Origin of the sequence: Streptomyces sp. NPDC051452, from assembly GCF_044454765.1 — a bacterium.
Taxonomy (GTDB): Bacteria; Actinomycetota; Actinomycetes; order Streptomycetales; family Streptomycetaceae; genus Streptomyces.
Genome location: NZ_JBITEB010000001.1, coordinates 338,189 through 361,900, shown reverse-complemented (window position 1 = coordinate 361,900; position 23,712 = coordinate 338,189). Strand labels below are relative to the sequence as shown.

Below are 23,712 nucleotides of genomic sequence, written 5' to 3'. Positions count from 1 at the left end.
ACCATGCCGGACGTGGTCCTGATGAGGAAACACCCTAGGTCCTCTCATCCGGCCTCGGCCTGTCCGAACCCGGATTCAGCGCCGTCACCTCGACAACGCTGCCGGCGGTCACCGATTCCACTTCGCCGATGTCCTGCGGCGTGAGGTCGAGGTCGGAGATCTCGTCGTCACCGGGCCCCTCTGCCTCTCTCCGGGCCGTGCGCCGGTCTTTGAGAAGCGCAAAGACAACAGCGGCGAAATAGAGCACCCAGATCGGCGCGGCCAGCGCCAGCATGGTCAGCGGGTCCGTGCTCGGCGTCGCCACGGCCGAAAAGGCCGTGATCCCCATGACCATGCCGCGCCACCAGCCGAGCATCCGTCGGCCGCCGAGCACTCCGGTGAGGTTCAGCATCACCAGCAGCAGCGGCATCTCGAAGGAGAGACCGAAGACGACCACCATGCGGGTGACGAGGTCGAGCAGATCGTCCAGCGGCAGCAGGTTCTGCACCCCGTGCGGGGTGAAGTCGATCAACACCTTGGCGGTCGTGGGCAGCACCTTGTAGGCGAAGAAGGCTCCGCCGAAGAATAGGGGCACGCCCGCGCCGACGAACGCGTAGGCGTATTTCCTCTCGTGTTGGTGCAGGCCGGGGGCAACAAACGCCCACAACTGGTACAGCCATACCGGCGAGGCCAGCACCACGCCAGCCATCAGGGACACCTTCAGCGCCAGGGTGAAGGGCGCGAGCAGACCGTTGATCGTGATGCGCGCGCAGGTGGTGGCCGCGGTCCGCTTGGCCAGATCGGCGAAGGACGTCGGGCAGCCGACCGAGTCCAGCACCGGCCTGGTGAAGAAGTTCACGATGCCCTTGTAGGAGAAGGCTGCGGCGATCGTGACGACCAGGATGGCGAGGACGGCCTTGGTGAGCCGGTTGCGGAGCTCACGAAGGTGCTTCGCGAGCGGCATCCGCCCCTCGGGATTCTTCTGCTGGCTGCGGGCTGACTGGAGCACGCCGCGTCCTCATCTCGTGCGGCAGGCCGGATGCCACCGGCCTTGCGTCAGTGCTTGATCGTCCCCGGTCCCGGTGCAGGCTCAGGCTCGGGGGGTGGCTCGTTCGGGGCACCGTCGTCCTTCATGGCCTTGGTCTCGCTCTTGAGGATCCGCATGGACTTGCCCAGCGCCCGGGCTGTGTCGGGTAGCTTCTTCGAGCCGAAGATCAAAACCACCACGGCGACCAGGATCAGCACGTGCCAGGGCTCCAGCGCATTGCGGAACATCGTCACACCACCCCAAGCGGCACCGATCGCCGCAGACGGTATGAAGGCTGACGCGTTCGAAGGCGGTTGACGGGGCGGGAGGCGCACACCTTGTCGTTGCGGGTCATGTCTCCTTCTTTCCGGTCGGATCGGGGTCGAGTCAGGTTCCGGGGCGCCCGGCGGCCGTCCAGGCGGCGTACTCCTGGCGGACATAGAGGCGGCGGTTAGGGGTGAGGGCGTCGGGGTGGTGTGAGCCGGCCACCAGGTCGGGATGGCTGCGGTCGAGCAGGACGAGTTGTTCGGCGGTTTCCGCGGCGGCTGCGACCGGGCCGGGGCCGGGGTCGTCCAGGGCCATCCGATCCATGAGGGCGGCCCGGCGCAGCCGCCAGGTGCGTTCGGCGACTGTCGGATCGACCGGGGGGCCGGTGACGGGCCTGGCCTGGCGGCCGTCGCGTTCGGCCCCGAGGGCGAGCACCTGGTGTATCTCGCGGCGCAGCTCCGGCGCATTCGCGTACGCCTCGTGCGGGGGCGGAGCGCTGATGCCCTCGCCACTGTTCGGGGTGTTCGGGGTGACGTTCACGCTCACACCTCCGCCGGCAAGTAGGGGGCTGGCGCCGCAGCGTTGGTCGTCGGGTGCCCCGGCGCCGCAGCCGCCCCCGGTGACCTGTCGCTGCGCCGGCCCGGTCATGGCCAGCACCTCAGGCACGCGCGGACTTCGCGGCCACTGCGTGTCTGGTGGACCTCGGTCGACTCGGCGAGGTACTGGACGATGCCGGTGCCGCGGCCGTGTTCGTCGGGGGCGGTGTCGGGGCGATGGTGTTCCACGCTCATGCCGGAGTCGGTGACCACGATGTGCAGAGCGCCGGCGTCGAGGACGAGCAGCAGGGTCATCCGCTCGTGGCCGTACTGCGCGGCGTTGGCGGCGAGTTCGTCGACGATGAGGACGGCGGAGTCCCGCTTGCCTGCGGGCACACTCCAGGTCTCCAGCAGATCGGCCGCGAAGTGACGAGCGGCGGAGACGTGCGCCTCCTGCGCGGGCAAGGTGAGCAGCGCGCGGTGGCGGCTGTGCCGACCGAGCAGTGAACTCGGGCTGGGGGAATCGGTCACAAACATGGTCTTCTGGCTCTTCCGTGGATGTGCGGGTGCCGGTACGGGGGGACCGCCAACAACTTCGGGGACGGTCGGCAGGCGGGATCCTGTATGGCCGCGCTCATTTGGTTCCACGGACGACACATGCCGAACGGTTCGGGTTATCCGCCCCTTTTATTCGACTTCTTGCGAGTCATGTCGATGCCAGCGGTCGGGCTGGACTCACTCGCCTTTGTCAGAGCTCTACGCAGAAGGGAGTTGAGGTCGCCCCGTGCCGGCGTGGTGGCATCGGTCGACGACGGTGATCACGAGCGTGGCTGTGCAGCCGGCCCCAGTGGCACGAGCGTCCTGGCCTCGCGTCACGCCCGGATGGTGACCAGCTTCTGACCGTTGCCTGCGTGGATCTCGAAGTGCTCGATGGCTCCCGGGGACATGGCAACCGCTCCTGGGATGGTGGTGCCGGGAGGATACTCGCCTGCCCGCCAGCTGGCGACGTCCGTCCTGGCTCCGCCGGGCCCGACCACCTGAAGCCGGCAGGTGATCCCGGCGGGTGCCCCCTTGGCCGAGACCTGCACGACGCTGCCCCAGGATGCGGGCGAGACCTTCACCGAGGCGGAGACACCGGTGGCGGGATCGCTTCCGGAGAAGGTGCGCCAGGTAGTCGGCGCGGTCGGCCCAGGCGGCGCCGCCTGACTGCCCACGGATCCGACGGCCGCCAGCCATGTGCCGCCGACCGCTGCCGCGATGAACGTCAGCGAGGCAGCAGCGCCGGCCAGTTGCAGACGCCAGGTCCTGCGGCGCCGGGACGCGGCCTGCTGAAGCAGCCTCTCCAGCAGACCCCCCTCCGGCATCCTCGACATCGCGGCCATGGCGGGCTGTTCGGGCAGGGAGCCGTGCCCGCCTTCGGCTGCCCGTGCCACCAGCCGGTCGGCCAGGTCCCCGTCGGCCGTCGGCACCATCCGGCCTGAGGCTTCGGCCTCGGTCACCGTCGCCAGCAGCGCGGGCAATCCCGCCAGCTGGGTGTGTTCGGCCCGGCATTCGGCGCATTCCATGAGGTGGACGCGCACCCGTTCCATTTCCGCCGGGGGCAGCGCGCTCAGGACGTATCCTCCCAGCGCCATCCGGAGGGCGTCGTGCTCCGCACTCATGGTCGCCACCTCCTGCGCGCCACGGTCATGGCTCGATCCCCCGTTCCTGCAGCGCCAGGCGAAGGGCGTGCAGGGCGTAGTACGTGCGCGACTTCACAGTGCCCAGCGGGATGCCCAGCACCTGCGCGGCCTGCACCATGGTCCGGCCGCGGTAGTAGGTCTCCAGCAGTACGGCGCGGTGATCCGGGGACAGCGACCGGACCGCGTCGGCGACCGCCCAGCTCTGCAGCGCCTGCTCGATCTCGTCCTCGCCGGGTTTCTGCTCGACGGCCCGCTCCAGCACCTCGCCGCCGGCTTCGGCCGGCCTGGCCTGCCGGGCCCGGTGGGCGTCGATGACCAGGTGCCGGGCGACCGTGCACAGCCATGCCCGGGCCGGGCCGCGTGCGGGGTCGAACGCGTCGGGATGCTGCCACGCTCGCAGCATCGTCTCCTGCACCACATCCTCCGCCCATTGCCGGTCTCCTGAGGTCAGTCGCAGCACGTAGTGGAACAGGGCTCCTGCGTGCTCCGCGTACAGAGTGCGCAGCAGTTCCTCGTCTGTGGTCGAAAGCGTCCCTCTACCGGAGACACGGTGCGCGGAGCGATCCGGATCGGTCCTTGGACCACGCTTTCGGGAACTCCAGGACATAAGACGATCATCGCGCATATGTCCCGCTTTGTCCTGCAACGCACAGCAGGAAACAGGTAACGCTCTGCGAGCATCGCGGGCGATCAGCCTCGATACCAAGAAGTCTCAATAAAAGTGCATGTCCACCGAACCGCGGGAGCCCCGCCGTCCGTGGAGCCGGACAAGAGCCGACTCACACGAAATCCCTCATCCGTCCCTGTCTCCGCCCAATCAGTGAGGAGCGGACACCATGTACCTGAACTTTCGCACGCCAGGCCGTCGATCGCGGCCCGCGGCCGGGCTGGCCGCCGCCACCATCGCCGCTGCCGCCGCGGTGGGGCTCCTCAGTTCATGCGGCCAGTCGTCGCATTCCTCGTCCACCGGAGCCGACGCCCTCACACCCGGTGCGGGGCAGCACCAGACGGCGGGCATGCCCGGAGCCACGGGGCCGGGGAACACAGCGGGCCCCGCTTCCGGCACCTCGCCCATGCCGAGCATGAGCATGCCCATGAGTCCCTCGAGTACGGGCGGCCCGGCCTCACCGGTGACCGGCAACACCGTAACGATCAACAACTTCGCATTCTCCCCGGCCACGCTGAAGGTCAAAGCGGGCACGACGGTGACCTGGACCAATCGGGACAGTGACGCCCACACCGTCACCAGTGCCGGAACGGGCGGCCCGTTGCACTCGGCCGCCCTGGCCACCCACGCCACCTACACGTACACGTTCACCAAGCCCGGCACCTACGCCTACCTCTGCACCATCCATCCGTTCATGACCGGCACCGTGGAGGTGACCTGATGAGCAACTACTACGACAGTCACGAAGGGGCATCGGCCGAAGACACCGGACACCCCGAGGCCGAAAACGGTATGAGTCGGCGTCAGCTGCTGCGACACGCAGGGTGGTTCGGAGGAGCGGTAGTGCTGACCGTGGCCAGTGGAGAGGTGATCAGCCACATCGCGGACTCCGGGGACACCAACGCCACGGCCGTCGCAGCCGAAAGCGGTGCGCTGCGGTTCGTGCAGATCTCCGACAGCCACATCGGATTCCGGGGCCCGGCCAACCTGGACGTGGTCGGTTCGTTCACCGAAGCGATCCACCAGGTCAACTCGCTCGGCTACCGGCCGGACTTCGTCATGCACAGCGGTGATCTGACCCACCTGTCCACAGCCGGGCAGTTCGACCAAGTCAAGCAGCTGATGGCGGGATTGAAGACGGACCGCGTCTTCACCGTGCCGGGCGAGCACGACTCCATCGGCGATGCCGGCCGCGCCTACCGGCGGACTTTCGGCACGGGCAAGCTCGGCGAGGGCTGGTACAGCTTCGACACCCACGGCGTGCACTTCATCGCTCTGGTCAACACTCTGAGCCTGGAGAAGCTCGGCCACCTCGGCAACGAACAGATCGACTTCGTCCGTAAAGACGTCGCAGGACTGTCGTCGGACACACCCATCGTGGTGTTCAGCCACATCCCGCTGTTCGCCATGTACCCACAGTGGGGCTGGAGCACCGACGACGCCCTCAAGGTCATCGCACTGCTGCGCCGCTTCTCCTCCGTCACCTGTCTCAACGGCCACGTCCACCAGCTGTTCACCAAGACCGAGGGCAACATCACCTTCCACTCCGCCACCACCACCGCCTACCCCCTGCCCAAACCGGGCCGTGCCCCCGCCCCCACCCCGCAGGTCGTCCCCGCCCGGCGGCTCAAGGACGCACTCGGCATCCGCAGCGTCGGCTACCGCCAAGGCGACCGCGAACTGGCCATCAAGGATCAGAGGCTGGCATGAACGCCCGAAGGCTCCTCGCCCCCACCCTGCGGTCGGCGACCGCCGCGACGCTCGCTGCCGGCGGATACATCCACGCCCAGCTCTACGTCGGCGGGTATCGCTTCATCCACGTCGTCGGCCCACTGTTCCTCCTCCAGGCCAGCGCTTCCTTCGCGCTCGCCGCCCTGCTGCTGGTCGGGATGTCACCCCTGCTGCTACGGACCGCCGCGGCAGGTGTCGCGCTCGGCGCCCTCGGCGGCTTCACCGCTTCGCGTACCGTAGGCGTGTTCGGGTTCACCGAGCACGGTCTGCAGCCCGAGCCGCAAGCCGTCCTCAGCCTCCTCGCCGAAGTCGGCACGTTGCTGCTGCTCGCCATCTGGCAGGTGAGCGTGACCAGGCAACCCCGTGCTGCCCGACCGCCCGTCATGACACCCGACTGGGCCGCCACCCGCACACCACCCAACTGAACGACCATCACGAAGCCGCCCGGGATGCCTGCTTCCAGGCTCGAGTGCGGCGGATCCGGCAGAGCCATACACCGCCGCACGGCCTGAATACCGGCCACTCTCCCCCTCGCTGCGCGAGCCGCAGACGGACGGCGGTGTGGATGCCGTACGCGAACCACCAGGCCGGCGGGGCGCACCGGCTACGCCCCCCGGCCAGCCAGTCGCAAGGCCTGCGACATCGGCTTCGCCTCCGAACACACCGTCGACTTCACCGGTGCTGTCTGCGCCGCCGCCCCCCATTTCCGGAACCAAGGAGCACCCCCATGTACCTGGAACCGCGCCCGGGAATCGCTTGGCCGAGCCCGCTCCTGCGCGAACTGAGGGACGCAGTACGCGCGTTGCTCGGTCTGGACGAGGACACCGCCGTCATAATCCGCCAACTCATCCGTGGCGAGGCCGGCCACCCGCCGCTGGAAACCGTCGTCAAGGTGCTGCCCATGGACAGCGAGGCCCGCCGCTGGACGCTCCACCGCCCCGCTGAGCAGATCACCGTCAGCGAGCTACGGGCCACCTTGCTCCACCACCGACCGAGCTGACGGCGGTCGGCGGCCCCCTCGACACCGCCCAGCTTGAGGGCAGCGTCGGCCAGCGATTGCAGGAAGTCCTCCGCCGCGGGCCCTGCTTGCAGGCGCTGCGCAGCGGCGAGGAAGTCGCCGCCGACGACATGCTGAGCGAGACGCGCTGGGGTGACTGCCCGGCGTACGCCGCGGCCTGCGGGATCCGCTGCCCGTTCTCCCTGCCGATCGCCCCCCACAGTCACACGGCCTCAAGCTCCGGGAGCTGTGCGTCGAACTGATCGCGGGCCTCACCGGTCAGCCCCCCTCCTCTCCCGAGCTGCTTCCACGCCCGTAAGCCAGGGATTGAGGGTCGGGCAGGGAGCGGGCAACCTCTCCCCGCGCCGGCGCACTCGGCCCCGTCCGCACGCCGACCGCCGAATCCGGGTGTGTCACGGTGGGCGTCCCGGGCACTCCACGGGCATGCGTCCCCACCGTCTGGTTCCCGAGTCCCTGGCCCTGCTGAGCGAGGGATACGCCTGGCTGCCCGATCTCCTGCGCGCCCGGGGCGAGACCACTGTGGGCTTTCGCCTTCTCGGCCATCCGGCACTGGTCCTGCGGGGCCCCGAGGCGGTCCGCTTCTTCTACGACGAGGCACACGTCCGACGCCACGGCGCCCTCCCCGCCCCGGTCCTGAGCACCCTCTTCGGTCACGGCGCGGTCCACACCCTCGACGGCGCCGCCCACCGGGCCCGTAAGTCGTTGTTCCTGCCCCTGCTGGAGACCGACGCGGTCGCGGGTTCGGCGGAGCACATCGCCACCGCGTGGGACGAGGCCGTACCGCGCTGGCGGGAGCGGCCGGACGTGGTGCTGTTCGATGCCGTCGGCCGTGTGATCACGCGGGGTGTGCGCCGCTGGGCCGGCGTCCCGCTCGCCGAGCACGAGGAAGGAGCACTGGCGCGGGACCTGCCGGCCATGGTGAGCGGATTCGCCACGGCGGGCCCGAGGCACTGGCGGGCCAGACGAGCTCGTAGCCGCCAGGAGCAGCGGTTCGCCGACCTGGTCACCGAGGTGAGATCCGGCAGGGCCGAGACGCCGGCGGGCTCCGTGCTGGACCGCGTCTGCCGGCACCGCGACGCCGACGGCGCCGAACTCACGCCCCGGGTCGCCGCCGTGGAACTGCTCAACGTCATCCGGCCCACGGTGGCGCTCAGCCGGTTCGTCGCCTTCGCCGCGCACGCACTGCACCGGTGGCCCGGAAACACGGATCGGCTCGCGTCGGGCGACCCGGAGTTCGCCACCGCCTTCGCCCACGAGGTCCGCCGGTTCTACCCCTTCGCCCCCTTCCTGGGCGGTCGGGCGGTCACCGACCTGACCTGGCAGGGCCGCCAGGTCCCGGCGGGTGGCCTGGTCCTCCTCGACGTCTACGGCCAGAACCACGACGAGCGGCTGTGGAAGGACCCGTACGCCTTCCGCCCGGAGCGGTTCCTCGGCCACCCGCCCTGCCGGGACGAACTGATCCCCCAGGGCGGCGGGGACCCGCGCACCGGACACCGCTGCCCCGGCGAGGCCATGACGGTGGGCATCCTGGAGATGCTCTCCCAGAGACTGGCCGCCCTGCCGTACGAGGTCCCGCCGCAGGACCTCACCATCGCCCTGCACCGCGTTCCCACGCGTCCACGCAGCGGAATGATCATTCGGCTGACCGCCGGCCGGCCCCCTTGGATGCCCCGCGACGAGGAGACCGACACGGACCGCCGTGCCGTTCGGTCCTGACGGGGGCATAGCAACAAGGCGCCCAGGACAGCCGCGGGACGAGCGGGACGGGAAACGGAGTCTTCATGGCCAGCACCAAGGTGTCCGACTACATTCTCCAGCGACTGCGCGACTGGGACGTGGAACATGTCTTCGCCTATGCGGGTGACGGGATCAACGGTCTGCTGGCGGCCTGGGGGCGGGCGGACAACAAGCCGAAATTCGTCCAGGCACGTCACGAGGAGATGGCCGCCTTCGAGGCGGTGGGGTACGCCAAGTTCTCCGGCAAGGTCGGGGTGTGTGCCGCCACCTCGGGCCCTGGTGCGATCCACCTGCTGAACGGGCTCTACGACGCCAAACTGGACCACGTTCCCGTGGTGGCGCTGGTCGGGCAGACCAACCGCAGTGCCATGGGCGGTTCCTACCAGCAGGAAGTGGACCTCGCGAACCTGTACAAGGACGTCGCCTCGGCCTTCTGCGAGACGGCGATGGTGCCCGAACAGCTGCCCAACCTGATCGACCGGGCCTTTCGTACCGCGTACGCCAGGCGCACCGTCACCGCGATCATCCTCCCCGCCGACGTGCAGGAGCTGGACTACAGCCCGCCCACCCACGCGTTCAAGATGGTGCCCTCCAGCCTCGGACTCGGACGCTACGCGCCGGTTCCGGCCGACGAGGACGTCCAGCGGGCCGCCGACGTGCTGAACGCCGGTGAGAAGGTCGCCGTCCTCATCGGCCAGGGCGCGCGAGGCGCCCGCGAGGAGGTCGAGCGGCTGGCGGACGTGCTGGGCGCGGGTGTGGCCAAGGCCCTGCTCGGCAAGGACGTGCTGGCGGACGACCTGCCCTACGTGACCGGCTCCATCGGACTGCTGGGCACCCGCCCCTCCTACGAGCTGATGCAGGAGTGCGACACCCTGCTGATGATCGGGTCCAGCTTCCCGTACACGCAGTTCATGCCGGAACTGGACCAGGCGCGGGGGGTGCAGATCGACATCGACCCGCACATGATCGGCCTGCGTTACCCCAACGAGGTCAACCTCGTCGGCGACGCCCGCGAGACGCTGCGAAGGCTGCTGCCGCGGCTGCACCGCAAGGAGGACCGCGCCTGGCGGGAGAAGATCGAGAAGAACGTCTCCCGGTGGTGGGAGGTCATGCGGCGGCGTGCCGCCGTGAGCGCCGACCCGGTCAATCCGGAGTTCGTCGTCCACGCCCTGGACGACAAGCTGCCCGACGACGTCATTCTGGCCGCCGACTCCGGCTCGGCCGCCAACTGGTACGCCCGGCACCTGCGTCTGCGCGGCCGGATGCGCGGCTCGCTGTCCGGCACCCTGGCGACCATGGGGCCCGGGGTGCCGTACGCCATCGGCGCGAAGTTCGCCCACCCCGACCGGCCGGCGATCGCTCTGGTGGGGGACGGTGCCATGCAGATGAACGGCATGATGGAAATGGTCACGGCGGCCAAGTACTACCGGGAATGGTCCGACCCCCGGCTGATCGTGGCCGTACTGAACAACGGCGACCTGAACCAGGTCACCTGGGAGATGCGGGCGATGTCCGGGGCGCCGCAGTTCGAGGAGTCGCAGCACATCCCGGACCTGCCCTATGCGGGGATCGCCCAGCGTTTCGGCCTGGACGGCGTACGGGTGGAGAAGCCCGAGCAGGTGGAGGCCGCCTGGGACCGGGCGCTCGCCGCCGACCGGCCCTTCGTCATCGACTTCCGCACCGACCCCGCCGTCCCGCCGATCCCCCCGCACGCCTCGCTCGACCAGATCGAGGCCGCTGCCTCCGCGATCCTGCACGGCGACAGCGACCGCGCCTCCATGGTGAAGCAGGGCTTCAAGGCCAAGGTGCAGGAGATGCTGCCCGGCGGCCGGCACCGCGGCGACCGGTCCGGCGCCGGGCCGCACGACGGCGGTGAAACGAACAAGTGACGCACCCGCGGCCGACCCCCTCGGTGTTCCGGGACGGTCCCGCCGTGGAACACCTCGGCGTCCGCGTGTACCGCGTCAGCAGGGCGCCGCCAATACCTCAGCCAGGCGTGCCGCCGGCTGCATCCTTGGCTATGCCCTCGCCTGTCGCCGACGGTCAGTGCCACGCCGGATCACCTCCCATCAGTATGGGTACAGCGCTCCATCGTCGAGGACGAAGTACGGACATGGCTCGCTGTACGCCCAGCAGGAAGCGGGAAAAGCACCGGGGCCGAACCGGGCGGCACGCAGGGCGAAGGGGAAGAAGCAGGCGACCTTGACGCGACCGGCCGAAACTTCAAACGCAAGATCATGGGCGGCATCCAACGCGTCGGTTACTCGGCCGGTAGGCCGGTGATAGCTGCGATCTCTGCGGGGTTGGTCACCTTGCGGAACTGCTCGCCACGATCACAGTCGACGACGGCCCGGCCGCCGCCGGGATGCAGCGCACCGAATCCCAGATGCACGCCACGGGCGACCAGATGGTCGCCGACGCCAAGTCCTGGCGAAGTCAGTCGCCGAGTCCGACAACTACGGGCCGCAGACTCAGGCCGCCGTCGCCAAGTTCCACAACGCACACCCGACGTACCGCGCCGCGGGCAAGAGCTACGACCCCGCCATCGGTCCGAAGAGGTGGGCCGCCCTGCACCGCCTCGCCTACGGCAAGTAGGCCCCGCCAACACCCCGCCCGCCCGGTCGGCACCGCGCCGCGGGGCGGGCCCCACACAAACAGGAGCACCCCATGCAGCCGAAGAACACGCGCGCCATCCGTACGGCGCTCCAGACGTTCGCCGCCGTCGTCACGGTCGTGCCCGCCCTAGCCGCGGTCGTCGCCGATTCCGGCGACCTCGCCGTCGCCAGCCCGTGGATGATCGGCGCCGCCACCACGGCCGCCGCGGTCGCCGGCGTCATAGCTCGCGCCATGGCCTCGCCCGTCGTCGAGGCCCTGCTCGACCGGTTCGGTCTCGGCCTGGTCGACGAAAAGGAGCCCACCGCGCCGTGACGAGCCAGCCCACGCCGTCGGATCCGGCCGCGATCGCGCTGGAACTCGAACGCATCCGGAGGACGATCGAGGTCGGGTTCACCCGCACCGACGGCGCCCTCGCCCTACTTGTTCAGCGCCACGACCACACCGACGCGGAGATCAAGCAGCACGCCGCACGCCTCGACGCCCTCGAACGCGCACGGTGGCCCCTGCCGTCGCTCGCCGCCCTGGTCGGCGTGACCGGCCTCGCTCTGTCTGTTTGGCAGTTCGCCAGATGAAGTGATCTCTACGGCTGACCAGTGACATGCGGTAGCACCTGTGCAAGTGCTCGTTACGCGCGTTGACTTGGCACTCACATAACGTTTCCATAACGTAAATTGAATCTTGGGGCGCCTTTATGCCCCGCCGGGAATTTCGCGCTTAAATACACCCATGGATTTCCGAGCGCGGCGTCGTCGCAGCTCAGGATGGAGGAGTTCAAGAACTGCCATCCCGAGTTGACGTTAGAACCCCTCGGCATGCCCAAAAACTGAAAATTTCGACCCTTCAGACGGCTGTTTGCGCAGGTCACAGGCCAGATCCATGCTTCTCGCCATGACCCAGATTGACGCAGCCGTCGCTGAGTTGCGCGGCACGATGGCCGAGCGGTTCGCCACGGCCAACGGCTCACTTGCCCTGGTATCCCAACGGCAGGATCAGACCGAGCAGCGACTCGGTGACTACGGTGCGCGGCTCGCCGCTCTCGAACGCGGCGAAACGGAGCGTCAGAAGCGCGACGTGGCCCGCCTCGACGCCCTCGAACGCACCCGATGGCCCCTGCCGTCCCTCGCCGCTCTGGTCGGCGTGGCCGGCCTCGCCCTGTCCGTCTGGCAGTTTGCCACCCGCTAGACCGGCCCCCCGTATCGCCGTGCACTGCGATGCGGGGGCCTCATGGTCGTTGCCTGCGCACCCAGTTCAGCGACGCCGTACTCTCGAATCATGAGCGCCAACTTCGGTGAACGGCTCCGTGAGATTCGCAAGCGCCGGGGCCTGAGCCAGCGAGAGTTGTCCCAGAACTCAGGCGTCTCCCTCTCGCTCATCCGGAAGTTGGAGCAGGGGGAGCGAGAAGACACACGCCTCGAAACGGCCCGGCAACTCGCCAGCGCGCTCAAAGTACCTACTACACGGCTCGTCGCGGAGCACGCCGAGGAGCCTGCCGACGATGCGACCGTGAACCGTTGGGCGCCTGTTCACGCAGCTCTCGCGGCACCTGTTCAGCTTGATGGACTGGCGGAAGCGCCCACCTTCGAAGGCGTCCGAGATGCTGTCCGAGCAGCCGTACCACTCTTCTCACATGATCGCTTCGTAGAGCTTGGCACAGCTCTTCCGTCCCTCTTGCGCGACGCGGAAGCACTCACGGAGATCGACCCACGCGGCCGACCACTTCGCGCCCGGCTTCTCGAACTCACCGGCTGGCTCATGACCCAGACTCGACAGTTCGACGCGGCGGAAATGGCTCTTGACCGAGCCCTCGATGATGCCACCGACCGCATCCAGGGTGCGTCCACCGTCAACACTCAGTGCTGGCTACTCCTGCGTAGAGGGAAACTCGCCGACGCCCGCGAGTTGGCCGCACAGTGGGCCGATGACGTCGAACCACGCATGTCCCGAGCGACGCCGGCCGAACTGAGTACCTGGGGCTGGCTGTTGCTACGCCTCTCGGCGGCGGCCGTCCGTGATAACCGCCCTGGTGAAGCCGAGGACGCGCTATGCCTTGCCAATTCAGCCGCAGTGGCCCTTGGACGCGAGTGCACGCCCGAAGGCGATTTTCTGCGGACCTTTGGCCCCGTCACCGTGGCCTTGAAGCGCACGGAAAATGCCATGGTGGCTGGACAGCCCGACAAGGTGCTCACACTGGCCGCGCGGATCCCCATGAATAGCCTGAAACCGACGTCCAACAATAGAAACCGCCACCTACTCGACGTTGCGAACGCCTACACACAACAAAGGCAGTACGCGGAAGCCGTTGACGTCTTCAAGCAAATCCGGGCCGGCTCGCCTCAGTGGCTGCCCAACCAGCGATACGCCCGCGACATCCTCGCCGGCATAGTGGGCAAACGGCGGACCTTGACGCCCGACATGCGAGAGCTAGCAGACCTCGTCAACCTGCCCGTGTGACACTCTGTGGCACTTCCGTCTCCCTCTCCGTAAAAGTGCCATCGACGCACAGTCACAGCAGCTCATAGCTTCACTACATGGCTACCACGGAAAAAGATCAGACGGCCGTGCCGCCCAAGAGCCTCGTGGTCGGCTCCTTAGCGAAAGACCTCGAACGCAACAAAGACGGCCTCGTCATGGGTCACCTCGGGGCGAACCGCGTCCAGCTCCGCCCGATTGGCGGAGGCACAGAGTGGGACGCCTTCAAGGTAAGACCGCTAACCGAGGACGAGGAAGCGCGGCGGCACCACCCAGGGCCCCGGGCAGCGTCGGAAAGGGCCGGCCAATGAGCGGACCCTACGCATCCCGCATACGGCCACGCCCCTCCGACCCGGTGGGTTTCGTCCTCAACCTGCTGTGGGCCGTCGGCACAGCCGCCGGTTTCGTCTGCCTCGGCCTGCTCGCCGGTAACCACGTCGACGAACCGCTTGCCCACGACCCTGCGCTCACCAACCCCGACGTGGCTCCAGTCTCATAAAGCTCCCCGCCCGCTCGGATGCTTCCTACTCCCCCGGGCGGGTGGGGGTACCACCGCAGCCGAGGTCGCTGCGGCTGCCTCGGCGCGCAGACCCCAGGTACCACCCAACAAAAGGAGATCCCTGTCATGGTCACCACAGAGAAGCGCGACGGTACGGATGCGCGCTCCCTGATCAGCACCGAAATGCGCGAGACCCTGGTCGACAACATGCGCGCTAAGTTCCCCCAGCTGACCGAGGAGAAGGCAGACCGAGGCGTCGGCCAGATGCTCGCCTTCCTCGCCGCATGCGACTACGCCGACCGACCGCTCAGCCCCTCACCGCTCGTCGACGACTTTTGGCACGCCTTCCTGCTCCACACCAAGGCGTACGCCGAGTTCTGCGAGCAGCAGTTCGGCCGCTTCCTGCACCACCAGCCCGGATTCCTCGACAAGGAGGAGCACGGCGGCGGCAAGGCCCTGCGCGCGCTGACCGTCGACTCGATCACCCTCGCCGGGTACGAGATCGACATGGAGTTCTGGCCCGAGCTGGACCTCGCCAACTGCTCGCAGTGTCACGCGAACTGCTCCGACAGCCCGAACCACCCGTAGCGGTACCCCTGGCGGTCCTCGGCCTGTGCCACGCTGTGGCCAGGTCGGGGACCGACCCCGTTTTCGCTCGACCAACGCAGGAGACCGCGGGTGGACCGCATCGAATGGCACGACCTACCGGCAACGACCCGGGCCGCCGTCGAACAGCACACAGGCCCGGTCGAGACGGCCGAGACCGCGCCGCACGGCGTCATGTCCCGGCTCGCCTGCACCGTCCGCACACCAGCGGGGCGAGCGTTCATCAAAGGCACTCGACACGACGACCCACAGGCGTGGGTGTATCGCCACGAGGCGCGGGTCACGCGACGCGCACCCCTCGCGCCCGGCGTGCTGTGGGAGATCGACGCCGGCGGGTGGCTGCTCTACGGATACGACTACATCGACGGCCGACATCCGGACTTGACCCCGGGGTCCGACGACCTCGCCCCTCTGCTTCGCACGCTTATCGTTACGTCCGAGGTGCCATGGCCCGAGGCACTGAACAAGAAGCCGCTTCACACACGGTGGGCTGAATTCCTGCCCGACGACGTGCCGTCCGGGCTGCAAGGCCGAGGACTCGCCCACACGGACATGTCCCCGCACAACATGCTGATGACCAGGGGCGGCAAGCTGCTGCTACTGGACTGGGCCCTCTCCTGCCCCGCCCCTGAGTGGGCCGACACGGCGCTTACGGTGCCCCGGCTGATCTCCGCCGGCCACACGCCGGAGCAGGCCGAGACGATCGCCCAGCAGGTGCCCGCATACTCCGCGGCCGACCCTGCCACCGTCACCACGTTCGCGCAGACCGTCTACGCTGCCTGGGAGGACTGGGAACGAACGCGCCCCATGCCTCACAGGGCCGCTCTCACCGCCGCCGCCAAGACATGGGCCACGTACCGCGAGAAAGGTCGGCAGACGGGCGCACATGCCCTTTCCTCTTGACCGGTCACGCTGCGCGAGGCCACGAGACGTCTCCTCGTGGCCTTTCGTGTACCCGCTGACTCCCGGGTGCCGGCGCCGCCGAGACTTCGCGAAAGGCCGACGTGACCTATGCAGCGGCAGGAGGTTGCTCCTCTTCATCCGCGGGACGGGCAGTTAGCTGCGTCACTTGGTTGGGTGCGGACGGTTCTTGATCATCCGAGCTCTTGAAGCGACGCCACGCGGCGCGCGCACGGCTGGCGGAATTGATCACATCGGGGACCTGATCCAAGATCCCCTTCAGTGCAAAGAGAAAGATCGAGGCCACACCTGCGACGGCGAGGATGGCGAGCGTCATTGCCCCGTCCAACTGACTCGGTACCTTTCGGGTCGGGTGACCGAGCAGAAGACTCATGCGCAGGGCACTCATCAGCTCGGCCACAACTAACGTGGCTCGAACTGAGAAGCCCTGCATCCGACGTCTCGCCGGGAATCTCAGACACCAGGCGTGAGCCTGGCTGTTAGTAATCTGTTCGTGATGAAAGCAGAAGACAGCCTAAGTCGAGTGGGATCCGACGTCGGATGGCTTCTGGGGTGTTCGTGACTTTCCCGTACAAGCGCAGCAGCCAGACAGATCACACGTCCTCTGGAACGCCCCGCGTACTCATGCGGATCACAGAGGTGACAAGACATGAAGTTCTGCTGACTGAATGAACAACAACCGACCCAAGGGCCGCCCGTCGACAACCAGTCATGCCCCCACAGGAGTTCGCAGCTCCACCGTGGGCACGTCCATGAGAATAGCGCACAGTTACAGAACATCGCGCAAGTTCAGGCAAACTGGACGTTGAGCTGCACAAATGCCGCTGCCCCGCCTCTCGTAGTGAGGCGGGGCAAGCGCGTCTTTGGTTCCCGAGACTGACTGTCAAACCCTTCGGCATCGCGAGTACGTCGCGTGCCCTTGATCCGCCGGCGCCGCCGCCGTTCCCTACCCGCGCGACGACCACGGCTCCGACTAACGACGCTCGACGAGAGCCATCGCACGCACGCCGCCCTCGTCGAGAAGCCACGACGCCTTCGACGTGCCCGCCGCCAACGACCGCATGAGCCGCGCCGTACGCAATACCGGACGGCCCGGTGTCGCGGCCGGCGCGATCTCCGCCGTGGACACGGCCCTGTGGGCCCTCAAGGCCCGCCTGCTCGGGCTGCCCCTGCTCCGGCTGCTCGGCGCGGCCCGCGACCGGGTCGCCGTGTACGGCAGCGGTGGCCTGACCACGTACGACGACGACCGGCTCGAACGGCAGCTCCGCGACTGGGCCGACCAGGGCATCGACCGTGTGAAGATCAAGATCGCTGAGTCCTGGGGCCGCGAGGAGGCACGCGACCTGCACCGGACCCGGCTGGCCCGCGGGGTCGTGGGCGACGCGGCCGAGCTGTACGTCGACGCGAACGGCGGCTACACCCGCAAACAGGCCGTACGGGTGGCCGCCGCGACGGCCGATCTCGGTGTCACCTGGCTGCAGGAGCCGGTCTCCTCCGACGACCTCGCCGGCCTGCGCGTCGTACGCGACGCGGTCAGGGCCGACGTGGCGGCCGGCGAGTACGGCTACGACCTGCCGTACCTGACCCGGATGGCGGCCTCGGGAGCCGTCGACTGCCTCCAGGCCGACGTCACCCCCTGCGGCGGCGTCACCGTGTGGCTGCGCGCCGCCGCCGTCGCCGAGGGCCTCGGACTGCACATCTCCGGGCACTGCGCCCCGCATCTGCACGCCCACGTCGCCGCCGCCGTGCCCAACGTCCGGCATCTGGAGTGGTTCCACGACCACGTCCGTATCGAGAACATGCTGTTCCGGGGCACGCTCGATCCGGAGGGCGGCACTGTCACACCCGGAGCGTCCGGTGAGCCGGGGCACGGCCTCACCCTGGACCAGCGGGCCGCCGAGCCCTACCGCGTCGCGTGACCGTGCCGGTCCTCGAGCTGTCCGACCTCCTCGCCGGTGGTGGCCTTCAGCTCGTCTGCACACTGGGTGCCGGGTACCCAGGGAGCGGCGGCTGCGGAGCGAGCTGTCTACGGCAAGGTCTCTGAAGGCCAGGCGGCGGTGCCGCGGTCGGACCCCCGCGCCGGTCGTGCGCGGGCTCAGCCGAGGGCGTTCCAGAACGCGCAGTGGTGGCGGAATCGCGACCCGCGCGTGGGGACGATGTGGTCCGGTGCCAGGGACAGCGTCCTCTGCCGGGGCCAGTGCGGCGACGACGGGCCGTTCGGGTCGCCGGAGCGCGCGAAACGCGTCCAGTAGTCGATCATGGTGTCGGCCAGCCGGTGCTGTGCCGCGGTCAGGGCGCGGGGGCGGCCGCCCAGGTCGAACAGGTAGGGCAGTTCACTCGCATGCGGTGCGCCGAGCGGGAAGGGCGGCGTGCCGGGGGTGAGCGGTGGGGCGTGCTCGTCGGCGAACTCGTAGCGCCATACCGGCACATGGGCCGCCAGCAGGCCGGCGGTGCGGGCCGTCGGGCAGGCGAAGTCCGCGTCGCCGATGACGGCGCCGAGCACCTGGCCCCCGCCGGTACGGTGGACCGGGTACGCGCGGACGATCTTCCCCGCCTGTCCCGCGGCGGGGAAGAAGGTGGCCACGACGTCGGGCCAGGTGTCGGGCGTGACGGGGTATCCGGCCTGGACGATCCCGGCGGCCCAGCCGTTGCCCTCGTCGTGGTTGTTGCCGACGAGCACCGGGACATGGTGGAAGCGGTCGGCGGCGATCGTCGAAGCGGGGTCGGCGGGCAGCAACGGGGTGGTGTTCGCGGGCCGTTGGTCGGTGTCCTGGGCGGCGAGCAGCCGGGCGACGTCCACGCGCCGCAGGCAGGCCATGGCGTCGCGGGCAAAGTCGCAGCCGACCTTCGCCGCGAGGTCCGCGCCCGCGGCGCGGGCCGTGGACAGCGGGACCGAGGACGGGGCGAACTGCCGGTCGGGGCGGCCGGTGCACGGGCCGCTCTCGATGATCGCCCGGTCGAAGAGCCCCGCCGCGGCGGGCGAGGCGAGCTGGGCACAGACGCTGTAGCCGCCCGCCGACTCGCCGGCCAGCGTCACGTTGTGCGCGTCACCGCCGAAGGCTCCGATCTCGGAGCGGACCCAACGCAGCGCCGCCTGCTGGTCGGCCAGGCCGAAGGTGCCGGAACCGGGCAGCCCGTCGTGCGCGAGGAAGCCGAGCGCCCCGAGGCGGTAGTCGACGGTCACGACCACGACGTCACCGCGCACGGCCATGCGGTGGGCTTCGTAGGAGCCGCCCGCGCCGATGGTGAAACCGCCGCCGTGCAGCCAGACGATCACGGGCCGGGGGTGGGCCGCCCCGGCACCGTCGGGCGTCGTGACGTTCAGGTGGAGACAGTCCTCGTCGGTGCTGCCGCCGGGCACCTCCCCGGCCGGCTGCGGGCAGGCGCTCGCTGGCCGGATCGCTTCCCGTACCCCGGACCAGGGGGCCGGGCGGCGGGGTGGTGCCCAGCGCAGACCGCCGACCGGGGGTGCGGCGTAGGGGACGCCTTCGAAGGTGCGGTAGCCGTCGTGGACGGCGCCCCGCAGCGAGCCCTCGTGCGTGCGTACCGTCGTGGCGGCGGGCCGGGCGGTCCGCGTCGGTGGCGCCGCGCACCAAGCCGTCGCCAGCACGGCGGCCAGGGCGCAGCCCAGCGTGGTCAGGGCGCGGTGCGTGGTCATCGTCTCCCCCTCGGTCAGCCGCCGCCCATGCCGCCGTGCGCGGCGATCATGGTCGTCGGCAGTGTGCGTACGGCGTCCCGCAGGCCGGGCGGGAGGCCGGCCAGACCTCCCGTGCGGATGTCGACCCGATCCCGGAAGGTCTTGCGGTCCCGGCGCGACACGACCGACCGGATGCCGCCCGCCGCGGCCAGTGCCAGCAGGGCGGCGTCGGCGGCGGGGATCTCCCGCGCCGGCCCGTCCCCGCGCAGTGCCGTGGACACGCGAGCGCGGACCGCGGCGGGCACGGCGCGGTCCGTCGCGGTCAGCCGTCGTGTGCCGAAGCGGGTGCGGGGCGCCCGCACGGTGAGGAGTCCCGCCGCGACGAGCCGGTCCTCCACTTCGTGCAGGGTTCGCCCACGGTGGCGGCGCAGCAGGCGCTTCCAGCCGTGCCCGGCTGCGGCGTCGCGCAATACGGCGTCCAGCACGGTGTCGCCGGTCGGTTCCGCGCCGACGACGGTGACCGTGCCGCCGTCCTCCCCCAGCCGACCGCGCAGCGCGAGGTCGATCAGGGCGGCGGCACGCACGAGCAGCTCGGTGCGGGAACGGTCGTACGGGCCTTCGGACGCGTCGTCGTAGGCGAGCAGATACACAAGGCAGGGCAGGTCGTCGGTCACACCTCGACGCTATGGCCGGGGGCCCCGGCCATGGATCCGCCCCGGGAAGGGGCCGGCGTTGGGAACGTGGGAGGATCCGCGGGCCGGTCTCCTCCCTGAGCAGGAGACGGCGCCCTCAGGGGTGGCGTGGCCGTACGAGGCCGTGGTCGTAGGCGGCGACGACGGCCTGGACGCGATCGCGCAGGCCCAGTTTGCGCAGCACGGCGGTGACATGGTTCTTGACGGTGGCCTCCGACAGGCGCAGCCGCTCGGCGATCTCCGCGTTGGACAGCGCCTGCCCGATCAGGGTGAGCACCTCCCGCTCGCGGACGGACAGGTCCCGCAGGGAGGGTGGCGGCGCGGAATCGGGTGTGGTGCGCAGGAAGCGGTCGAGGACACGGCTCAGTACGGCCGGGGCCAGCAGGGCGTCGCCGCGCGCGGTGAGGCGGATGGCGTCGACCAGTTCGGCGGGGCGGATGTCCTTGAGCAGGAAACCGCTCGCCCCGGCTCGCAGGGCGGCGACCACGTGCGCGTCCACATCCCAGGTGGTCAGGACGAGCACCCTGGCCGCACTGCCGCTCCGCGCGATGAGCCGGGTCGCCTCGATGCCGTCCAGCACGGGCATGCGTACGTCCATCAGCACCACGTCGGGCGTCAGCTCGCGCGTGAGCCGCACCGCCTCCCGGCCGTCGGGCGCCTCACCGACCACCTCCAGGTCGTCCCGGGCGTCGATGATCATCCGGAATCCGGTCCGGACCAGGGTCTGGTCGTCGGCCACCACCACGCGCAGCGTCATGACGCGCGCTCCACCGGCAGCTGCGCGGCCACCTCGAACCCGCCCCCCGGCAGCGGACCGGCACGCAGGCTGCCGCCCACGAGCCGTGCGCGCTCCCGCATCCCCACCAGGCCGCGTCCCGGTCCCGGCCCGGGCGCACCGCTGCCCCGCGGCACCCGCCCGTCGTCGACCACCGTCACGTTCACACAGTCCCCTTCCAGCGTCACGCGCACGCTCACCTCGCCGGCACCGGCCGCGTGGCGCAGCGTGTTGGTGAGGGCTTCCTGAACGATCCGGTACGCCGTGAGGTCCACCGGGGCGGGCAGCTCGTCGGTGGCGCCCTCGCGCCGCACGTGTACGGTCAGCCCGGTCGCGCGCACGGTCTCGGCCAGCTCCTCCAGACGCGCGAGCGAGGGCCTCGGCTCCCGCTGCTCCCCGTCCTCGTCCTCCCCGGCATCGGGGCGGAACGCGCGCAGCAGCAGACGCAGTTCGCCGAGCGCGGAGCGGGCGCTCGTCTCGATCGCCCGCAGCGCCTGCCGGGCCTGCTCGGGCCGCTGGGTGAACACGTCGTCGGCGGCGGCCGCCTGGACGGTCATCACCGACAGGGTGTGCGCCACGACGTCGTGCACCTCGCGCGCGATCCGGGCACGCTCCTCCAGCACGGCGCGGCGCGTCTCCGCCCTCGTGCGCGCCTGGTGCGCCCTGCGCCACTGCCCCGCGGTCCACGCCAGCACCACGGTCGGCAGATAGACCGCCAGCCCCGCCGGGCCGCCCACCAGGAACGCCGCCAGCGCCGGCAGGCACATCGCCGCGAGCGCCCCCACCGACACCCGCCGGGGCCGCGTCGCCGACAGCACGCACAGGGCGATCTGCGCCGCGAGCAGCGCCCCTGTCAAGGTCACCGCGGGCAGCAGCACCCACACCACGAGACCGGTCACCGCGGTCGCGGCCAGTACGGCGGCCGGGAAGCGCGCCTGCCATCCGAGGGCGTATGCCTGCACGACCACCAGGGCCATGGCCACGGACAGTCGTCCGACCTGCCCGGCGCCGGCGACGACCACCGACGTGCCGAGGACGGCCAGCACCAGACCGGCCGACCCCCGCCACAGGGCCCGGGCCACCCGGGGCGGCAGTTCGCCCCCCGCTTCGCCGGCGAACGCCTCGTCCGGCTGCCTACCGCTGCGGTCCACGCCTCGACCCTATCCGGCGCTCGCGCACGCGCGGCCGTTCCGCTCCCGGCGGTCCGGGGTCCAGGGTCCGGGGTCCGCCCACAGATCGCCGGAAAACCGGATCCACGCACCCACATGCCGCGCCGATCCGTGGGCACCAGATGTCCGACCCTGCACGCCGCCCGAGCACCGGAGGTGAGAGCATCCGCCTCATGGATGACGCGGACGGTCGCACGGCTCGTTGGTGGGCGGCATTGCGCCGGACACCGGCCGCCGTCTGGAACGACGACATCACGGACTGGGCCGCCGCACTGACGTACTACGCGGTCCTGGCCCTGTTCCCGGTGATGCTGGTGATCCTGTCGATTCTGGGTCTGACGATGCCCATGGCCAAGCCGGAGGTCATCGACCGTCTGTCACAGGCCGCCCCGGTCGCGTCCCGCGAGTTGCTGCGCAGCAGTCTGCGGCAGACGACCGGCCAGTCGTCGGCGGCATGGACGCTGGTCTTCCTCGGAATGTCGGGAGCCCTGTGGTCGGGCTCCAGCTATCTGAGTGTCTTCCGCCGGGCGTTGCACGCCATGCACCGGGTCAGCGCGCACCGGCCGGTCTGGCGCACCGCTCCCCGCATCATCATCACCGCGCTCGTCCTGCTCGCCCTGCTGCTCACGTCCACCCTCGCGCTGCTCCTCACCAGCGGCATGGTCCGCAGGCTGGGCCGGGTACTGCATCTGGGCACCGGGCCGCAGGCGGCGTGGGACGCGCTGCGGTGGCCGGTCGTGGCCGTGGTCGCCGTCGCCCTGGTGCTCATCCTGTACCGTTCGGGCCCCGCGCTTTCCCGCCCCGTCGCGAGGATGGCACCGGGCGGCGCCCTGGCGGTGGTGCTCGTGCTGGCCGTCTCGCTCGGGTTCGCCGCCTACACCTCTCACGTCAGCGCCTACCACCGCCTGTACGGTTCACTGGCGGGTGTCGTCGTGTTCCTGGTGTGGTTGTGGCTGTCCAATCTGGCCCTTCTCATCGGCGCTCAGTTCAATGTGGAGCTGGCGAAGTCCGCCCGAGGGGAGGGAGCCGACCGGCCAGTGCCCGTGGCGGACCTGCCGTAGCCTCCGGCGATGCTCGCGATACACGCGAACGGCAAGCCGCGCTTGTGCTGCGGCCGCCCGGGTACAGCGTTTGAATATGGGTTGTCCCGCAGCACCCGGCCTTACCGAAAGTGATGTGTCGTGACTCTTCCCGGCGGCGCCGACGACCGCGCCCAGGGCTCGGGGGGCGAGCCGCGGGCGGGCGCTCACGAGATCGCCGACGCCGTGGAACGTCTCGCGAACCTGTGGAGCACCGCCGCTCAGGAGGCCGCAGTCCGGTTGTCCCCCCACCAGTTGCGGGCGCTACGGGCTCTGGAGACGGCTCCGGAGGTGAATCTCACCGGCCTGGCGGAGCGGCTGGACATAGGGCTTCCCACCGCGAGCCGTCTGTGCGACCGGCTGGAGGCGGCGGGGATGCTGGAGCGTTCGCTGCACCCCCACAACCGTCGTGAGGTGCAACTGAGCCTCACCGGTCACGGGCGTATGGTCCTGAACGACGTGGCCCGTCGACGCGTCGAGGCCCTGGCCGGAGTACTGGCGGCCATGGAACCCGCGGAGCGGTCGGCCCTGGTCCGCGGGATGAGAGCCTTGCTCTCCGCGCCGAGCGCGGACGCCGCCAAGCCACAAAAGGCGCCGTAGGCTGT

General features: G+C 69.9%; 26 protein-coding genes and 1 pseudogene. 16 read left to right on the top strand and 11 right to left on the bottom strand.

Features of this window, described 5'->3' with window-relative positions; translation table 11 throughout:
• Positions 1-34: 34 nt before the first annotated feature.
• The 6 genes from tatC to ACIBA9_RS01570 form a co-directional block, all read right to left on the bottom strand.
• On the bottom strand, positions 35-988 hold the full coding sequence (tatC, locus tag ACIBA9_RS01595) for a twin-arginine translocase subunit TatC (protein WP_399359344.1): 954 nt from the start codon (positions 986-988) through the stop codon (positions 35-37).
• 47 nt (positions 989-1,035) lie between these two features.
• Positions 1,036-1,254 (bottom strand): Sec-independent protein translocase subunit TatA, encoded by a 219-nt coding sequence (tatA, locus tag ACIBA9_RS01590; protein ID WP_399359343.1) that lies wholly within the window; start codon positions 1,252-1,254, stop codon positions 1,036-1,038.
• Between the two features lie 139 nt (positions 1,255-1,393).
• Positions 1,394-1,813 carry a hypothetical protein gene (locus ACIBA9_RS01585; protein ID WP_399359342.1) on the bottom strand — a complete coding sequence of 140 codons (420 nt, stop codon included), beginning with the start codon at positions 1,811-1,813 and terminating at the stop codon, positions 1,394-1,396.
• Between the two features lie 104 nt (positions 1,814-1,917).
• On the bottom strand, positions 1,918-2,340 hold the full coding sequence (locus ACIBA9_RS01580; RefSeq protein WP_399359341.1) for an ATP-binding protein: 423 nt from the start codon (positions 2,338-2,340) through the stop codon (positions 1,918-1,920).
• Positions 2,341-2,681: 341 nt separating this feature from the next.
• On the bottom strand, positions 2,682-3,470 hold the full coding sequence (locus tag ACIBA9_RS01575) for a zf-HC2 domain-containing protein (RefSeq protein WP_399359340.1): 789 nt from the start codon (positions 3,468-3,470) through the stop codon (positions 2,682-2,684).
• Between the two features lie 25 nt (positions 3,471-3,495).
• Complete coding sequence (locus ACIBA9_RS01570) at positions 3,496-4,098, bottom strand: sigma-70 family RNA polymerase sigma factor (RefSeq protein WP_399359339.1); 603 nt, start codon at positions 4,096-4,098, stop codon at positions 3,496-3,498.
• Positions 4,099-4,585: 487 nt separating this feature from the next.
• On the opposite strand from ACIBA9_RS01570, the gene ACIBA9_RS01565 reads away from it, so the two are divergent.
• The 13 genes from ACIBA9_RS01565 (at position 4,586) to ACIBA9_RS01505 (ending at position 15,737) form a co-directional block, all read left to right on the top strand.
• Entirely contained in the window at positions 4,586-4,879 is a 294-nt protein-coding gene (locus ACIBA9_RS01565) for a plastocyanin/azurin family copper-binding protein (protein ID WP_399359338.1), read from the top strand.
• Positions 4,880-5,001: 122 nt separating this feature from the next.
• Positions 5,002-5,868, top strand: a complete 867-nt coding sequence (locus ACIBA9_RS01560) for a metallophosphoesterase family protein (protein ID WP_399359337.1) — start codon at positions 5,002-5,004, stop codon at positions 5,866-5,868.
• Positions 5,865-6,314 (top strand): hypothetical protein, encoded by a 450-nt coding sequence (locus tag ACIBA9_RS01555; protein WP_399359336.1) that lies wholly within the window; start codon positions 5,865-5,867, stop codon positions 6,312-6,314. The genes ACIBA9_RS01560 and ACIBA9_RS01555 overlap by 4 nt, the downstream gene beginning before the upstream one ends.
• Positions 6,315-6,616: 302 nt before the next feature.
• Positions 6,617-6,889: a hypothetical protein gene (locus tag ACIBA9_RS01550; RefSeq protein WP_399359335.1), complete on the top strand. Its 273-nt coding sequence runs from the start codon at positions 6,617-6,619 to the stop codon at positions 6,887-6,889.
• 441 nt (positions 6,890-7,330) lie between these two features.
• The gene (locus ACIBA9_RS01545) at positions 7,331-8,623 is read left to right on the top strand and encodes a cytochrome P450 (RefSeq protein ID WP_399359334.1); all 1,293 of its coding nucleotides are present in this window, start codon (positions 7,331-7,333) and stop codon (positions 8,621-8,623) included.
• Between the two features lie 65 nt (positions 8,624-8,688).
• Positions 8,689-10,533 (top strand): thiamine pyrophosphate-requiring protein, encoded by a 1,845-nt coding sequence (locus tag ACIBA9_RS01540; protein ID WP_399359333.1) that lies wholly within the window; start codon positions 8,689-8,691, stop codon positions 10,531-10,533.
• Positions 10,534-11,311: 778 nt separating this feature from the next.
• The gene (locus tag ACIBA9_RS01535) at positions 11,312-11,572 is read left to right on the top strand and encodes a hypothetical protein (protein ID WP_399359332.1); all 261 of its coding nucleotides are present in this window, start codon (positions 11,312-11,314) and stop codon (positions 11,570-11,572) included.
• Positions 11,569-11,832 (top strand): hypothetical protein, encoded by a 264-nt coding sequence (locus ACIBA9_RS01530; protein WP_399359331.1) that lies wholly within the window; start codon positions 11,569-11,571, stop codon positions 11,830-11,832. The genes ACIBA9_RS01535 and ACIBA9_RS01530 overlap by 4 nt, the downstream gene beginning before the upstream one ends.
• Before the next feature lie 316 nt (positions 11,833-12,148).
• Positions 12,149-12,442: a hypothetical protein gene (locus ACIBA9_RS01525; RefSeq protein ID WP_385992276.1), complete on the top strand. Its 294-nt coding sequence runs from the start codon at positions 12,149-12,151 to the stop codon at positions 12,440-12,442.
• A 90-nt stretch (positions 12,443-12,532) separates the two neighbouring features.
• The gene (locus ACIBA9_RS01520; RefSeq protein WP_399359330.1) at positions 12,533-13,711 is read left to right on the top strand and encodes a helix-turn-helix domain-containing protein; all 1,179 of its coding nucleotides are present in this window, start codon (positions 12,533-12,535) and stop codon (positions 13,709-13,711) included.
• A gap of 325 nt (positions 13,712-14,036) precedes the next feature.
• The gene (locus tag ACIBA9_RS01515) at positions 14,037-14,228 is read left to right on the top strand and encodes a hypothetical protein (protein WP_399359329.1); all 192 of its coding nucleotides are present in this window, start codon (positions 14,037-14,039) and stop codon (positions 14,226-14,228) included.
• Positions 14,229-14,354: 126 nt separating this feature from the next.
• On the top strand, positions 14,355-14,816 hold the full coding sequence (locus tag ACIBA9_RS01510; protein WP_399359328.1) for a glycine-rich domain-containing protein: 462 nt from the start codon (positions 14,355-14,357) through the stop codon (positions 14,814-14,816).
• Between the two features lie 90 nt (positions 14,817-14,906).
• Positions 14,907-15,737 (top strand): phosphotransferase, encoded by an 831-nt coding sequence (locus ACIBA9_RS01505; RefSeq protein ID WP_399359327.1) that lies wholly within the window; start codon positions 14,907-14,909, stop codon positions 15,735-15,737.
• Positions 15,738-15,843: 106 nt separating this feature from the next.
• Here the strand turns inward: ACIBA9_RS01505 and ACIBA9_RS01500 are convergent, their stop codons facing one another.
• Positions 15,844-16,071 carry a hypothetical protein gene (locus tag ACIBA9_RS01500; protein ID WP_399359326.1) on the bottom strand — a complete coding sequence of 76 codons (228 nt, stop codon included), beginning with the start codon at positions 16,069-16,071 and terminating at the stop codon, positions 15,844-15,846.
• Between the two features lie 709 nt (positions 16,072-16,780).
• On the opposite strand from ACIBA9_RS01500, the pseudogene ACIBA9_RS01495 reads away from it, so the two are divergent.
• Positions 16,781-17,674: pseudogene (locus ACIBA9_RS01495) on the top strand (enolase C-terminal domain-like protein); the annotation flags it as partial.
• A 176-nt stretch (positions 17,675-17,850) separates the two neighbouring features.
• Here the strand turns inward: ACIBA9_RS01495 and ACIBA9_RS01490 are convergent.
• From ACIBA9_RS01490 to ACIBA9_RS01475, 4 genes are all read right to left on the bottom strand, one after another.
• Positions 17,851-19,413 (bottom strand): carboxylesterase/lipase family protein, encoded by a 1,563-nt coding sequence (locus ACIBA9_RS01490; protein WP_399359325.1) that lies wholly within the window; start codon positions 19,411-19,413, stop codon positions 17,851-17,853.
• A 14-nt stretch (positions 19,414-19,427) separates the two neighbouring features.
• Complete coding sequence (locus ACIBA9_RS01485) at positions 19,428-20,066, bottom strand: GPP34 family phosphoprotein (RefSeq protein ID WP_399359324.1); 639 nt, start codon at positions 20,064-20,066, stop codon at positions 19,428-19,430.
• A gap of 115 nt (positions 20,067-20,181) precedes the next feature.
• Positions 20,182-20,841, bottom strand: a complete 660-nt coding sequence (locus ACIBA9_RS01480) for a response regulator (protein WP_393899656.1) — start codon at positions 20,839-20,841, stop codon at positions 20,182-20,184.
• A complete protein-coding gene (locus tag ACIBA9_RS01475) occupies positions 20,838-22,010 on the bottom strand; it encodes a sensor histidine kinase (protein ID WP_399359323.1) in 1,173 nt (390 codons plus the stop codon). Before ACIBA9_RS01475 ends, ACIBA9_RS01480 begins: the two co-directional genes overlap by 4 nt.
• A gap of 191 nt (positions 22,011-22,201) precedes the next feature.
• On the opposite strand from ACIBA9_RS01475, the gene ACIBA9_RS01470 reads away from it, so the two are divergent.
• Both ACIBA9_RS01470 and ACIBA9_RS01465 read left to right on the top strand, forming a co-directional pair.
• Positions 22,202-23,089 carry a YihY/virulence factor BrkB family protein gene (locus tag ACIBA9_RS01470; RefSeq protein ID WP_399359322.1) on the top strand — a complete coding sequence of 296 codons (888 nt, stop codon included), beginning with the start codon at positions 22,202-22,204 and terminating at the stop codon, positions 23,087-23,089.
• Positions 23,090-23,209: 120 nt separating this feature from the next.
• Positions 23,210-23,707 (top strand): MarR family winged helix-turn-helix transcriptional regulator, encoded by a 498-nt coding sequence (locus ACIBA9_RS01465; RefSeq protein ID WP_399359321.1) that lies wholly within the window; start codon positions 23,210-23,212, stop codon positions 23,705-23,707.
• Positions 23,708-23,712: the final 5 nt, after the last annotated feature.

Excerpts from the sequence above, each read along its gene's own strand:
- tatA (WP_399359343.1), bottom strand. The coding sequence starts at position 1,254 with ATGTTCCGCAATGCGCTGGAGCCCTGGCACGTGCTGATCCTGGTCGCC.
- ACIBA9_RS01575 (WP_399359340.1), bottom strand. The coding sequence starts at position 3,470 with ATGAGTGCGGAGCACGACGCCCTCCGGATGGCGCTGGGAGGATACGTC.
- ACIBA9_RS01570 (WP_399359339.1), bottom strand. The coding sequence starts at position 4,098 with ATGTCCTGGAGTTCCCGAAAGCGTGGTCCAAGGACCGATCCGGATCGC.
- ACIBA9_RS01565 (WP_399359338.1), top strand. The coding sequence starts at position 4,586 with ATGAGTCCCTCGAGTACGGGCGGCCCGGCCTCACCGGTGACCGGCAAC.
- ACIBA9_RS01555 (WP_399359336.1), top strand. The coding sequence starts at position 5,865 with ATGAACGCCCGAAGGCTCCTCGCCCCCACCCTGCGGTCGGCGACCGCC.
- ACIBA9_RS01550 (WP_399359335.1), top strand. The coding sequence starts at position 6,617 with ATGTACCTGGAACCGCGCCCGGGAATCGCTTGGCCGAGCCCGCTCCTG.
- ACIBA9_RS01545 (WP_399359334.1), top strand. The coding sequence starts at position 7,331 with ATGCGTCCCCACCGTCTGGTTCCCGAGTCCCTGGCCCTGCTGAGCGAG.
- ACIBA9_RS01540 (WP_399359333.1), top strand. The coding sequence starts at position 8,689 with ATGGCCAGCACCAAGGTGTCCGACTACATTCTCCAGCGACTGCGCGAC.
- ACIBA9_RS01535 (WP_399359332.1), top strand. The coding sequence starts at position 11,312 with ATGCAGCCGAAGAACACGCGCGCCATCCGTACGGCGCTCCAGACGTTC.
- ACIBA9_RS01525 (WP_385992276.1), top strand. The coding sequence starts at position 12,149 with ATGACCCAGATTGACGCAGCCGTCGCTGAGTTGCGCGGCACGATGGCC.
- ACIBA9_RS01520 (WP_399359330.1), top strand. The coding sequence starts at position 12,533 with ATGAGCGCCAACTTCGGTGAACGGCTCCGTGAGATTCGCAAGCGCCGG.
- ACIBA9_RS01515 (WP_399359329.1), top strand. The coding sequence starts at position 14,037 with ATGAGCGGACCCTACGCATCCCGCATACGGCCACGCCCCTCCGACCCG.
- ACIBA9_RS01510 (WP_399359328.1), top strand. The coding sequence starts at position 14,355 with ATGGTCACCACAGAGAAGCGCGACGGTACGGATGCGCGCTCCCTGATC.
- ACIBA9_RS01500 (WP_399359326.1), bottom strand. The coding sequence starts at position 16,071 with ATGACGCTCGCCATCCTCGCCGTCGCAGGTGTGGCCTCGATCTTTCTC.
- ACIBA9_RS01490 (WP_399359325.1), bottom strand. The coding sequence starts at position 19,413 with ATGACCACGCACCGCGCCCTGACCACGCTGGGCTGCGCCCTGGCCGCC.
- ACIBA9_RS01480 (WP_393899656.1), bottom strand. The coding sequence starts at position 20,841 with ATGACGCTGCGCGTGGTGGTGGCCGACGACCAGACCCTGGTCCGGACC.
- ACIBA9_RS01470 (WP_399359322.1), top strand. The coding sequence starts at position 22,202 with ATGGATGACGCGGACGGTCGCACGGCTCGTTGGTGGGCGGCATTGCGC.